The sequence below is a fragment of the Wolbachia endosymbiont (group B) of Dolichovespula media genome (genome assembly GCF_947179505.1).
Lineage (GTDB): Bacteria > Pseudomonadota > Alphaproteobacteria > Rickettsiales > Anaplasmataceae > Wolbachia.
In genome coordinates, this window is the sequence record NZ_CAMXBR010000002.1 from 237,385 (window position 1) to 250,899 (window position 13,515).

General features: G+C 32.6%; 9 protein-coding genes and 4 pseudogenes. 4 read left to right on the top strand and 9 right to left on the bottom strand.

From position 1 onward, the window contains the following. Positions 1-46 precede the first annotated feature (46 nt). Positions 47-1,282, bottom strand: coding sequence for a hypothetical protein (locus OM967_RS02130; RefSeq protein WP_264337515.1), 1,236 nt, complete (start codon positions 1,280-1,282; stop codon positions 47-49). A gap of 752 nt (positions 1,283-2,034) precedes the next feature. Here OM967_RS02130 and OM967_RS02135 point away from each other — a divergent pair. Both OM967_RS02135 and OM967_RS02140 read left to right on the top strand, forming a co-directional pair. Continuing rightward, positions 2,035-4,083 carry an ankyrin repeat domain-containing protein gene (locus tag OM967_RS02135; RefSeq protein WP_264337516.1) on the top strand — a complete coding sequence of 683 codons (2,049 nt, stop codon included), beginning with the start codon at positions 2,035-2,037 and terminating at the stop codon, positions 4,081-4,083. Between the two features lie 9 nt (positions 4,084-4,092). Next, complete coding sequence (locus OM967_RS02140; RefSeq protein ID WP_264337517.1) at positions 4,093-5,202, top strand: hypothetical protein; 1,110 nt, start codon at positions 4,093-4,095, stop codon at positions 5,200-5,202. Between the two features lie 51 nt (positions 5,203-5,253). Here the strand turns inward: OM967_RS02140 and OM967_RS02145 are convergent. The 6 genes and pseudogenes from OM967_RS02145 to OM967_RS02165 all read right to left on the bottom strand — a co-directional run bounded on the left by OM967_RS02145 (position 5,254) and on the right by OM967_RS02165 (position 9,124). Then, positions 5,254-6,476: pseudogene (locus OM967_RS02145) on the bottom strand (IS256 family transposase). Between the two features lie 18 nt (positions 6,477-6,494). Continuing rightward, a complete protein-coding gene (locus tag OM967_RS02150) occupies positions 6,495-7,571 on the bottom strand; it encodes a molecular chaperone DnaJ (protein WP_264337518.1) in 1,077 nt (358 codons plus the stop codon). Further along, positions 7,571-7,714: a hypothetical protein gene (locus OM967_RS02155; protein WP_264337520.1), complete on the bottom strand. Its 144-nt coding sequence runs from the start codon at positions 7,712-7,714 to the stop codon at positions 7,571-7,573. Before OM967_RS02155 ends, OM967_RS02150 begins: the two co-directional genes overlap by 1 nt. Before the next feature lie 223 nt (positions 7,715-7,937). Beyond that, complete coding sequence (locus tag OM967_RS08105; RefSeq protein ID WP_405197051.1) at positions 7,938-8,114, bottom strand: transposase; 177 nt, start codon at positions 8,112-8,114, stop codon at positions 7,938-7,940. Between the two features lie 96 nt (positions 8,115-8,210). Continuing rightward, the gene (locus OM967_RS08110; RefSeq protein WP_211908773.1) at positions 8,211-8,339 is read right to left on the bottom strand and encodes a transposase; all 129 of its coding nucleotides are present in this window, start codon (positions 8,337-8,339) and stop codon (positions 8,211-8,213) included. 127 nt (positions 8,340-8,466) lie between these two features. After that, a pseudogene (locus OM967_RS02165) lies at positions 8,467-9,124 on the bottom strand (exopolysaccharide biosynthesis protein). Positions 9,125-9,446: 322 nt separating this feature from the next. Here OM967_RS02165 and OM967_RS02170 point away from each other — a divergent pair. Further along, a complete protein-coding gene (locus tag OM967_RS02170; RefSeq protein ID WP_264337522.1) occupies positions 9,447-9,590 on the top strand; it encodes a hypothetical protein in 144 nt (47 codons plus the stop codon). Positions 9,591-9,602: 12 nt separating this feature from the next. After that, positions 9,603-10,991, top strand: a pseudogene (locus tag OM967_RS02175) (actin-bundling T4SS effector WalE1 family protein); the annotation flags it as partial. Positions 10,992-11,286: 295 nt separating this feature from the next. Here the strand turns inward: OM967_RS02175 and OM967_RS02180 are convergent. Beyond that, on the bottom strand, positions 11,287-12,189 hold the full coding sequence (locus OM967_RS02180; RefSeq protein ID WP_211908053.1) for a WD_0033/WD_0034 family tandem repeat-containing protein: 903 nt from the start codon (positions 12,187-12,189) through the stop codon (positions 11,287-11,289). Between the two features lie 34 nt (positions 12,190-12,223). Next, a pseudogene (locus OM967_RS02185) lies at positions 12,224-13,305 on the bottom strand (IS481 family transposase). Positions 13,306-13,515 lie beyond the last annotated feature (210 nt).

Here is a 13,515-nt window from a genome sequence, read left to right on the forward strand (position 1 = left end):
TGCTTTCGTTTAAGTCTAAGTAACTGAATTTTCAAAAAGAGAAACTCTACACTTTGCTTCTAATATCAGTAACTTCCTGTTTTACAGATTCTACATCTAATGATGCACTTGGTAACTGACTATCACCTGCTCCGCTATCTAATTGCCTGTTTCTAATTCTAGTGAATATCTCATGTATTGATTTATCTTCTTCCATAATAGATTGCATTTGCTCTTGATTAAGAGATTTTATAATTTCCGGCAATACCTTAATATCCGCATTCTTTTTGATCAGACAAGCAATTCTATTCCTAGATGCATATCCTATACCCAACTTATCTAAAAAGTGTTGCTTATGAGTTTCAAAGCCAGAACGATTCCACATGGAGGTGAGCATGTCACTACCAGATTTAATAAAACTATCATCTGGTACAGAAACAAGTGAGTCCAATGCTCCAAACATTGATGTACTATAACCTTCAGGAGATAAATCTTCTGACTTTAAATGTTCAAATAGCTTTTTGGCACTTTCAAAGAAATAACCTGCTGTTAGCGTGCTTAACGTATAATGATACTTATTTTGCTTAAAATCCCTTTTCAATAACTCATGATACTTATCTTCATGAAGGTTACGTAGACAAAAATCAACCATTCCAACATCATCAGTAGAAAAACGTCCTTTATTATATGCTACTTCCATTAATAAATCTTCTTTTCTTTTTGGAGATACAGAATCAATCGACTGTAACTTATTCCAAAAAAACTCTAAGGCTTCAACATGCTTTTCTATCATTGCACATTTAAAAGCGTAAACGTATGGATGCTCATTATTTAATTCTAACTGATGTTCTTGGTTATTTATAGCATGTGACCAGTAAATCATTAAAGCCCCTTTATCACATCCCTTAACTAAACTCTCTACTGGTTTACTACCTAATGTTAATTTAAATTCTTCAAAAATAGCTCTTATCTCGTCTTCAAAACAACACCAGCAGGCAATTCTGTAGCGATCAAAGGGTCTAATAAGACTTCTTTGCCCATCCAAAGTTTTCAAGGCTAACAATTTTTCCCCGAAAGTATACCTATTGAGTCTAATTTGTCCTGAAGCATCTTCTATCTTCCAACAAGTTTCATCTTCTAAAACTTTCTTAAAAAGGGGTGGTATTATTGTGCTATCCCATTTATTCAGCAATGTCTGATATGCAATACACCATCTTTTAATCTCTAACTCTTTAAGCCCTTTATGAGGATCGTCCTCTTTAATGGAAGTTAGTAATACCTTTTGTACATTTTCGTAACCCATACTTACCTCCTAACAAGATTTAATATATTTTAGACATGTTGCTCTACCTTTAAAACTTTGTCAATTACCATTATGTATAGAAAAATTTTCTAACCCAAAGTAGTTTTAGGCAAAAGACCCTTAATAGACTCAATACATGACATTTTATTTATTTTGAATTTTGTTTCGTCATGAGCTTGTCTTCATTATTCTTCCGCAAGTAAATCAATATTAATTTAGCAAAATATATTATTAAGATCTCAAGCAAAATAACTATTTCTAGCACTCAAAATCAGCTAGTGAGAGAAGAGTTTGTTTTGGGATGTGTTGGTCTACCATGTGTACCATACGAACTTTTTTATACTCTGACTTTGCTATACGCTAAAAGTAGCAATATTAGACCATTTCATCCATATCTACATACGAACTAATTTGCTCAAACTTATAGAAATAATTTAAATCTTCTATTTTCATAACGCAGCTTTTGCTTAAATTGTTCTCACAAATATACGATCTTTTTATGTTTTTTGGAGGAAGTAAATAATTCAATTCCTTATAACACTAATTAGTATGGTCTTTTCATTAAATTTATCCTCTCAAAAAGACTGTGCTTTATCCATCTACTTTAATGGTATCATAATATTTTACACCTAAATCTATTCTATAAAAATTCACAATACGAATTAGTAAATAGATTATATTCAAACCGATTGTATTTATGATATATAGCGCATACAATATATTACTTGTTTATTTTAGTAGGGAGTATAGGTATGTTTAGTTCGAAGCAGGTAGTACAATATAATTTATTTGGTAGTAACGTCCTTGAAGGCATTTCATCTTGTAAATTTGCACATTTTCCTGAAGAGGTATTTGAGATTAGCAGTGAAGAAAATCAAGTAATAGATAGTTCGGAAAGTACAATAGAAAATCTACAACAAGAAAATTTTGATCTTAAACAAAAAGTAGAGTTACACAGACACTATAAGGAAAGAGCAGAAGAGTATTACGAAGAAGTAAGTCAGCTTACCGAAGATAAGCAAACCCTAGAAGGGAAAATTAAAAGGCTTGAAGTTACAATGGAGAAACAGGAAAGAAATGCACGTAACATCTATGAAGAAAATGAAAGATTAGAACAACAGCTAGCAAAATTAGAAGGATGTCTGCGAAATGAGGTCTCTATTAAGAATTCTACAATTAACCTCTTAAATGAGGAGTTAAAGGATCAAAAAGATGAAATTCATTTCATGAACATAACAAATCAAAAGCTAAACAAAGATTTGGATCAAGCTGAGACTTTAATAAATAGGTTAAAAGATCAGTCTGAAGAGAAGGAAAAGCAGCTGGAAGATTTAATAAAGAATTTAACAGATGATAATAAGTATTTACAAGAAGTTGAATATCTGAGAGGTGATGTAAATCAAGAGAAATTAAAAAATCATGATTTGATTGAAGAGTTGAATAGATTACAAAAAGAAAATGATGATCTAAAATTAAAAACTCTACATTTTCAACCCGGAAAATCACTCTTAGATGATTTCAGTGAGGCAAATATCAAAGCAGACAAATTTACTCAAACAGAAAATGATTATGATAAAGGTGCGTTTAGTCAGGAATCAGATTTAGGTTACGCTTCTTTTCTTGATGGAATAAAACCAGAGTCGAGTTCTGAGCAAAAGTGTCTAGAACCAAATAGACCATTGAATTTAGAAAAGCAGGATTTAACTAGAGAGTTGAGTACATTACAAAAAGAAAATGATGATCTAAAGTCTAAACCTCTATGTTTTCAGACTGGAATGTTACTCTCAGATGAACTCAGTGAGGTAAAGATCAAGGCAGACAAGTTTACTCACAAGGAAATCAGTTATAATAGAGGTAGTTGTCACCAGGAAAAAATTAATGAAGCAGGTAAATTACTCGATAAAGGTTATTACAGTTTTTCTGAGCAAGAAACAGAACTAAGTACTGATCAAGAACGTTCAAAAAAAGATAAAACCTTGAAAAGGCTACTAAAAAAGTTCAAGGAAGAGCAAGTCAATAACAAGTATCAACTGATTAAAGAATATTTATGCTCTTCATTTGAACGTTGCAGTTTCACATTTCGTGATTGCTCTTTAATGGATATTACTGAAGATACGTTTGATAACTTAATGCGTATATGGTTTGTTCACAGATCTAACTTAATAAAAAGTGAAAATGAAAAGAAGTTAAATGAAGAATTGTTAAGTATTTTAAGCTCTACAGGAAATAATTATGCTAAGAATCTTGAGAGGTTTTTACTCGACAACAAAGACAATCAAGATTTAAAAACTGTTCTGAATCTCAGAAGGGGAGAGTCTAGATTAACTGTACTACATGCATTATCAAGCGTAGCTGATAAAGATAAAGACTATGATAATGCTGTGGGTTTGCTTTTAAAAGCAGGAGCTGACCCTAATATACATAATGATAGAGGGCAGACACCCTTGCATTGTGCTAATGGATTTAACAGTATAGCTTCTCTTCTAAAAGCAGGAGCTAATCCTAATCAGCAGGATAATCAAGGGAAAACTCCTTTGCATTATGCTGCTAAAGTTGGGTTAGATAAAGAAAGTATAAATTTGTTTCTAGAGAGCAGGGCTAAGCTCAATATACTTGATAAACAGGGAAAAACTCCTCTAGATGTTGCAATTGATAATGATAACAAATATATAGAGTGCTTTTTCACTGACAATCAGAAAAGATTAAAAAAGGAATTATCTAATGAGTTGCACTTTCAAGGTGATTCAGTTGGCCTTACTGAAGGTCTCAAGCAGTTTTTACATAAACATAAAAATGATTAAGATTTAAAAGTGGTTTTCAATCTTTGTGAATTTGCAATCGTCCCTGAAGTAAGAAGATTACTTTTTTCAGAAGTAGGAGTAACTTACAAAATGGGCTATAGAATGGAAGAATATGTTCCAGAATCTAGCTTATGGTATAATTTAATATTAAATCAAAATATGGAGCTGGATGAATTATTTAAAAAAGCATCTAAAGTTCAAAATATGTACCAACTATCAGAAATTGTAGATCAAGCTATACAGTCTGGAGTAAGATTTAATTTTCCCAGGTCATTTTATGATGAATTTGGAGAAGAAATATATAATTTTATGGATCTTGTAGTGAACAAAATTGGCGAATTAGACAGTAACTTTGAGATTGCTAGTGAAATAGTATGTAAATTGTTATCAAGAGGAGCAATGTTATATAGCGTAGATGCTGAGGATTTATTTGATACTCTGGAATGGGAATTTGAAGGCCACAAAACCAATATAGTAAAAGCCTATGAAGATTATATCAATCGTACTACAAAATTTATGGAAATTGCTAAAAGTGCAACCAATGGTAGGATAAAAAATGCAAAAATGGATAACTCATCTTTTTATTTAGAATATTCAGAGGATAGCACGATAGATGTTGCGAAGATTACAGATGGAGAAAGAGATTTAGGATTCACTCAGGAAGTAGGGTGTGGGAGAAATATAATAAAGATTGGTGAAAGTGAGGTAGAAATTATTACTCAAGGAGGAATAAGAAATTATACAGACCTTGCAGATGGTAGTGATATAGTACTGACTTTCGATACTAGTTTTGGGGAGTTAGAAGTGAGATTATATCCTGATAAGGAAAATGAAAATTTGATAACAGTAGAGGTGAATGATAAAGATCTGCTGGATAAAATAGAAAACTATAACGAAAAAATAGGCAAGAATTGCTTGCTAGGAGGGTTGTCAGTAAATGAAGCTATAAACCTAGGTTCTTTCAATAGATCTAGAGCATTAATTCATTCTGAAAAGATCGGTCAATCTGATGAGACAAAAGTCGATCTTTGGAAAGAGCCTGCAAAGATGATAGTAGTCTCCAATCTCCAAGAAACGCAAGCTACTCTACATAATAAAGGAACTCACACTATACTGTAATACTCTGCTCTGCAAATGGGAATGTTCAAAAAAGTGTGTCAAGCCGCATTTTTAGTTCAACTCAATTTTCAATCTATCTGGAAAGAAAATATCAAGTTGAGACATAGTTAAAGCCCAATTAGGGAGAGCCATAATCCACTTTTGCTCTACCTTTTTTATAGCACAATATACCTGTTTGTACAAGGCATTTGTACTAGTAAATGAACCCTTAGTTTTAGTAAATTTCCTGATTTGTCTATGCAACCCCTCAATTGGATTAGTGGTGTAAATCAGCTTCCTAACTGGCCCAGAATACTTAAAATAACTGGATAAGTTTTCCCAATTGTTCTGCCAGGATTTTATAACTAAAGGATACTTTTCTCCCCATTTTTCTTCCAGCTCAAGCAGATAATTCTCAGCAATTTCTTTACTTGAAGCACGATATATTTTTTTCAGATCATTCATGAAAACTTTTACATCTTTACTGGATACATATTTCAGAGAATTTCTTATTTGGTGTACTATACATAGCTGCACTTCTGCACTGGGAAATACACTGTTGATGGCTGCAGGAAAGCTTTTTAGCACATCTACACATGCAATCAGAATATCTTCTACTCCTCTTTCTTTGAGGTTATTTAGCACTCCCAACCAAAAGTTAGCTCCTTCACTTTCAGCCAAATAAAAGCCCAGGACTTCTTTTCTGCCATTTTGGTCTATGCCCAATATATTGTACATACATTTACTTACGCAATGTCCATCCTCCTTGACCTTAAAGAACCATAAATACTATCGGGTATACTGATTGCAGTGGACGACTACGCCATTCATTGATTATAGGCAGTAATTTGTCGGTAATACTTGATATCTCTGCTGCCGATATTTTGTGATCATAAATTTCCTCAACGTGTGACTCTATAGCTCATACCACTGGCAAATGTGCTCAAAATCTTCGTTTCAAGCTCTGGATGTAAGCTTTTTTGCCTTTTTTTGACTATTTGCGGCTCAAAACTTCCTTCTCTATCTCTTGGCGTTAACAGCTCAAATGAACCTGCACTTGTACGTAAAGTCTTTCCATTCCTCCCATTTCTGCGATTATTTTCTTCACTTTCAGCTAATAAATGGTTTTCTATTTCACCTTCTAGACTCGCCTCCAGCAGCTTTTTTATAAATGGTGTTAATGCTCCCTCCTTTCCTGTCAACGGTCTTCCTTCTCGTATAGACGACAGGATATTTGTTTCCAACTCTTTATAATCTACCAATCCGTTAGTTCTGTTTACTACTTTTTGACTCATTGTCAAACCTCCATTTTTTTATATCAATTTATTACTTTTTTTCGGTTTGACACACTTTTTTGAACATTCCCCTGCAAATTCAATTGTTTGAGGTTTTTTAGGTAACTGCTCAGTGCGAGCACTAGATAGATCAGTGCTTATTTCATAAAAATTTCTCTCAGCAAGTTCATTTGTTACCTCTGCAAAGCATTTTCTAACAAGAGGCATAATAATTGGCATTAGTAGTTTTCTTGGATCGTACCATTTCAATAAGTCAGTTTCCTTTTCCACTCTATCCCTTGGATCCTCTTCTAACAAATCTTTTGTATGTTTTTCAGTATATATTTCACAAGCTTTCGAAAAAACAGGAGCTAGTGTTTCAATAAATATTGCTAACAACAATATTGGACCAAGTATAGCTCCACCAACAGTTATTCCATTAGCAATGAAATTTGTTGTAATTAAATAGATAGAAAAAGCAGCTGAAGGATATATAATAAGAAATTTGCTGCCTAGCACAATATAGCTCATTTTACTTATAAATTCATCGGTAGAAATCTCTGAATTTTCATATTTTTTCATATAGTAATTTAGTAATAAACCAGTGACTTTGTTGACAAAGAAGTTGAGTAGTATGATCACACATGAAAAGTAGCAAGCTATAGTAATAGTAATTAGTAGAGACAAGGGCAAATAAGCAAAATTTTGAAGAGTTAATAAAGCATTTTTACGTTCTATAAACTTTAATGCTAATGCTTTTTTGTCTTCTCTTATTAGATCCTCTTTTTTGCTTAGAAGAAAAATGTAAGAATGTAATTGCGTAATACAATCTCTTGATAAAAAATCCTCAGAAAGCTTTTTTTCTAACATGGAATTCAATTTTTCATAATCTTCGCCTATAGCTTCTTTACCTATTCCCAGCTTTACAAACAATTTCTGCCTATAGCAAAATTCTCTTTCTGTTAAACGACCATTACTTTCAGCATTAACACTCACTTTAATACAAGGATTACCTGACTCTAAAGGTTCAATGTATTTTTTTAGTCCTTGATAAGCATTATAAATTTGATTAAATCTATTTTTATCTCCACCTTTATCAGGGTGATTTACAAGCACTAGCTTATATATTGTTTCTTTAAAATTCTACTAATCTCCTGATAATTCTTGCCTACAACCTGTACAGCTTTTAGTTCTAATAAACTGAATAGCTCGGTATTATTGTTAAATTCTTGATCAGTTAATTTTAAATGTTGATTCATTTTTGCCCCCACACAAATACATAGTACTTTGAGTATATTACACTTAAATATTTTTTGCAAGTGATCAGTAACTTAGATGTATTACACTATAGTGTGAAGGTATATGGAATATTTTAGAAACATTCTTCATTTTGTTTTAGTTTCTATGAACAAGGTTAATTTTCATTATATATGGCAGATATTATTATGGTAATATTAATAATCCTTATGATATAATTATCTTTTAAGGCTTTACTTTAGCTCGAATAAAAAGATCTAGAGCAACATGACGATCTTGAACGCTTGCACTGTGAACATCTGCCATAATAACTAGGCCTACTGTGTCTACAACAATATGACGTTCTCTACCCTTTATTTTCTTGCCAGCTATAGATCCCCTTTTTGAGTAGTCTTCACTGATTGACTATCAATTATTCCTACTGATGGTGTTTCATTTTTGCCAACCATTTTTCTTACCTCTTTTACTAGCATATCATGTATTTTTTCCAATTTGCCACTACCTGAGAAAATAGTCGTACACTGTTTTCCATGCGGAAAATCTTTTGCTCCACTGGCAACCACCTCTCATTATATACCTTATTGTATTGATAATTATTCTGATATTGTGCTTTCTTAGCCGACCTATCGCTCCTTGTGCAACACTTGGCTCTCATTCTTTGTCACTTATATCGCTTGTTACCCTCCTATTTTTTGCTTACCTCATCTTATTCCCTTCTTTATTCACTTTCAAAATAGGTTCTCACAGTTAAAAATTAACCATATACACAACTTTTGAGAAAAGAAAACGTACTAATTATAAGCTGTGGTCCTTTAACCATTACAATAAGAGCAAATAATATTCCACATAAAGATACCAACACTCCAAGTATCGAGACAAGCCCATCCTTACTCATAATACCAAGTGAAATAAGAGTTGTACCGATTGCTGGAATAAAGTGAGTTAACGGAAACGGATTGGCTATCACCAACGCACAAACTAACATTATAAATGCCAAAATCTTTTCACCTGGCTCTAGGAAGATAAAGGACATTCTTGGTTTCATGAACTTTTCTATTTTTTTTTAATGCAGGTAAAGTTTTTTTGACCACAAGGTCTAGTGTTGAACGTTTAAAGGATTTGCTTTCCAACCAATTTAGCATCCAAGGAAAATGAAACCCAAGCAGAAGCTGCAGTGAAAATAAGATTAAAGGTATGGAAAGTATAGTTGTATAGCCAGGTGGAACTGGTATAGGTACAGATAGTGGCAAGGAGAAAATAATTATTAAAATACCAAAACCACGTTCTTGTAGAGATGTTTTAATTTCAAACAACGTCACTTTGTCACTATTAGTATTACCAGCATCTGCAACCTCTTGTAGAATATCAGATGCTAATTTTTTATCTTCAGTCAAATTCTCACTTTTTTGCACAATTACTTTTTAACAAAATCATTCCTAATAAATAGCATAATTACTCGTATATTCCAATCTTGATTTAACACTATTATCAGGATAATCCTCTGATATTCTATATACAGCCTTATCAGTTTGAATCTAATTATTTTGGCTGAACAAAGTCTCTTGAGTCATTTATAATTACTATACTCTAGGCTCTAATCGTAAATTTGAGTCTCTATAAAATCATGTCCAGCTAAATTATTTTAAGCTATACCAATATTAGTAATCAAGTTAACACTAATTTAATGATGACATATATAAAATATAATATATTGAATTAATAGTGAGGTTAAAAATGTTACCTAATGAAACAAATTCATATTCTCTTGTAACTCAACAAGAAAATGATCTTGATTTTAAGAAATTTACTGAAGATCTATCGAATATGAAGAGTGTTAATAATCACAAAAAGCTAAAGGAAAGAATCACTGACCTGTAAAAAGGAGATACAGAATTCTCTCGAATGAAACAAGGAGATCAGGCTCTTGTAGTAGGTACAGCAAGTGGGTTATTTACAGCATTATTACCACTTTTAGCAGTTGGTGTAACACTTGCTATACCAGGTGCTATAGTTGGTCTTACTTTATATTTCGCTGTAAAAGTAGCTGTAAAATCAGTTCAATCTGGATATAAAGGACTCAAATGGTCAGCTGAAAAAACTGTTGAAGGAGCACAATATACTGCAGGCACAATAAAAAAAGGCTTTATAAATGCTAGAGATTCATTAAAAGAAGCTGGAAGTTCTGTAGCACAGAAAACAAGGGAGGGCACAAGTGATACACTTAAAAAAGTGGGAAGTAAATTGGGTAATTTGGGTTCAAGTATATCTAATTTGGATAGCATTCCATATTCAATAGACTTACAGAGTCAAACTGTTGTTTTAAAAACAGAAGAAAAAACGAAAAATTTCAACAGTGTGAAGGAGATGCTTGTTAGTGAAATTTTGCAAGACAAGACTGTAAATAAGTCTGCTTTAATTAAGGAAATATTCTCTGAATTAAACAGAAAAATATCAGAAAAAGCTGGTTCTATTGATGGTCCACAAGGTTTCAAAAAGGACCAATTAGTTTATCAATTGACACAGCAAGCAAGTTTTGTCGATAAATTAGATGCTAAAAAGTTGCAAAATTTGTTAGCTCAAAATGATAACAATCTCTATGAAATTTTCTCTGAACATCATGATGAAATTGAGAGGATTATTAGAGAATGTAAAATAGAGCATAAACTTTCTAACTCTATAGAGAACCTTAATAAGGCAGCAAGTAAGTGTAGTAAAAGCAAAAAAGTAAGTAATGTGAAGTATCAAGGTGAAACACCAACTGCAACAATAGGAGGTAAAATAGGAACAACGCGACGTAATAGCACTGGTAACCTTACTAAGGTATTAACTCCAAAAGTACCAAATATAAGTGCTTCACTGACTAATTTGAATGAGGTTATAAATTCATTTTCACAAAATTCTCTGAGTGAAGATGTTTTCAATCATCCCACTGTCAAACGAAATCTATATATTTTATCTAATAGAACTCCAACTCGCAGTAATTCTGTTAGTAGTTTAGCTTCTAATAATATCCATTCAAGTTTTAGTAGTAGTATGGATGGCAGTATTGAGTCTAAAAGCAGTTCTTTCAGTTACCTTGGTGGTTCTGATAGTGGAAAAGGTACATCTATTCCTTCTACACCAGAGAGGATGATTATTTCTTCGGACGACTTAATTAAAACTAGGTCACAATTGAGAAAAGTAAATTCGCAGGAAAAAATAGGTGAACAACAGCCTTCTACATTCATGTCTGGTCAAGAGCCAATTCAGGTGACACAATCTTTGCAAACATCAAGATAAACAAAACAGCTCACCTTCTTCAAAAGGATGTTACTTATTCAGTAATGTCCTTTTATTTCTTATTACAATATAGATTTTCTATTATATTTTAGATAAGTTGTTAAAAATCTTAGTTTATTGCATACTTTATGCAGATATTATTGTGGAATTATTAATAACTCCTGAAACCTGAATTATGTATTAATAATTAAAAAGAGATCGATAACTTATAATTACGAGATTTACGATGGAAAAGTTAATGAGCATCTTTTAAATTCGATTAGACTTAGCTAAAAAAATCGAGATTTTCAATAATTTATCTAAAATCTAATCCAGAAATCGGGTTTGAAGAGTGGATAGTAGGCTGCTCTACTTTTTCAAGCCTGGTATTAGGCTCTAAATTACTACACAATCCAAAACTTACGCAAGCTAACCCAGCAATTCCAATAACTATCCCTAGTATATGTATTTCCATAATATAAAACACAATACCACTTACTAATAACACTGCACCAATAACTCCAGCTAAAATTGGTTGATTTGATGATTTTCCATCTTTAGTAATGCCATATCCAATATTAAAATATGGTTCAGCTTGAAATGACCTATTTGGTTCTTGCATATTAGTTTGCGTAAAAGTATTTTGGTCTTTCTTATTGATTTTACAGATGGGTTGATTTGTATGACGATTTTCTCTGTGCCACTCAGTGTTATTTTCTGCATCTTTCTCAAATATATTAACGATTTCTTCTTGCTCATCAGTAATAAAATTTAAAGAATTTTCTTCGTCTTTGTTTTCCTCTTTTACACTGGTTTCACATGTGGGCTTAATATCTTTGCTTCCTGTTGAAATATTTTGGGTTTTTTCACTATTTGCAAACATAGTTTCGTGTATTTCAAGATCTCTACAGTCTTTATTGATACCCTCACATCTAGTTTCAACATTACTACTTGCAGCTTCAACTTCTATATTCAGAACTTCCTCAAACTCCTTCAGAATAAATGCAATTTCTTTACAATTTTGTTTATTAGTATAATCAATCAGTGTATAGCTTATCTCTTGACCTTCTGCTTTCTTTACTTTCACTTTTTGGTTGAGAATTTCTTTCAAAATACCATTCTTTTTAGAAGCTTCTAGAACTCCTCTAACAGCTTTACTATTTTTCTCTAATATACAGGATACCAGTGCCGTGTAAGTTATTGTTAGACCATTTGGCAATGTAATAGTTTAGACTTGATCTGACAGGCATGAATTATCTGACAGAAGAATTGACAAAGTCAAAACCGATATCAGCATCCTGTTTAATGCTATCAATATTTTTCTGATAAGCAATATGCATACTATCAAAAAAGGTTTGCATAGGCATAGCAATATTTACCTGAATGTGGTCTAGATCTATTGTAAGAATGCACCCAATGGTCTACGTCTAACTGAAGTTCTGCCAAAGAGGTGTAAATTTTCTTTCTAAAGATAATATTGTAACATTCATCTTGCATAGTTCTATGGAACCTTTCACATATGCCATTAGTCTGTGGAGAACGAGCTTTGGTTCGAGAATGATCAATATTTTCTACCCCTAAATATAGCTGGTAAACGTGATTTTCAGGTCTGCCACAATACTCTGTACCACGATCCGTCAAAACACGTAGCAATGATACTTTCTGTTCATCAAAGAACGGTACTACCCTATCATTAAGAAGATCTGCAGCTGTGATAGCAGTCCTTTCTGTGTAAAGCTTAGCAAAAGCAACTCTGGAATAGGTATCAACAAAGGTTTGCTGGTAAATTCGTCCAATACCTTTGATATTACCAACATAATAACTGTCTTGGCTACCTAAGTATCCTGGATGCTCTGTTTCAATTTCTCCATGGGCCTCTTTATTCTTCCTTAGCCTTTTCTAGAGCTGTTATCTGTTCTTCTGTTAAAATGATACCATCCTGAGCTACTTTTGCTTCTAATGCCTTTAACCTCTTTTTAAAATTTTCAAGATCGTTTCTTTGCCACACTGATCTTATTCCACTTGCAGAGATGAGAATTCCTCTCTTTTTCAGTTCGTTTGCTGCTCTTTCTTGTCCGTATGCTGGAAACTCTATTGCTATTTCAACTACTGCTTTTTCTATATCCTCCGACACTCTATTTGCATACAATGGCTTGCTTTTGCTTATCTCGTGTAAAGCCTCTTCTCCTCCTGTTTCATACAGTTCTTTGAAGCGGTAAAATGTATCCCTTGAATATCCCATTACTTTACACGCCTGTGATACATTTCCTAATTGCTTTGCAAGTTCTAGCAATCCCAACTTTGGTTTTAGTATTTTTTCTTGTGTTGTATTCATATCTGACACTCCTTTAAAACTTGTTTATATTTTTATCTTACTTTGTTTGCTTGTCAGATCAAGTCTAAACTATTACATAGATGCACTATCCTACTTACGTAAAGAAGGTTCTGAAATAGTAAAAGTTTCACAGAATCCTTCAACAAGTATGGAAAGTGTGACTATATCAAAACAACTTTCTTCTGCTCAAGGAGTAAGTAAATAAGAAGA

Bases quoted from the DNA above. Each gene is read 5' to 3' on its own strand.
- OM967_RS02130 (WP_264337515.1), bottom strand. From the start codon at position 1,282: ATGGGTTACGAAAATGTACAAAAGGTATTACTAACTTCCATTAAAGAG.
- OM967_RS02135 (WP_264337516.1), top strand. From the start codon at position 2,035: ATGTTTAGTTCGAAGCAGGTAGTACAATATAATTTATTTGGTAGTAAC.
- OM967_RS02155 (WP_264337520.1), bottom strand. From the start codon at position 7,714: ATGAATCAACATTTAAAATTAACTGATCAAGAATTTAACAATAATACC.
- OM967_RS02170 (WP_264337522.1), top strand. From the start codon at position 9,447: ATGTTACCTAATGAAACAAATTCATATTCTCTTGTAACTCAACAAGAA.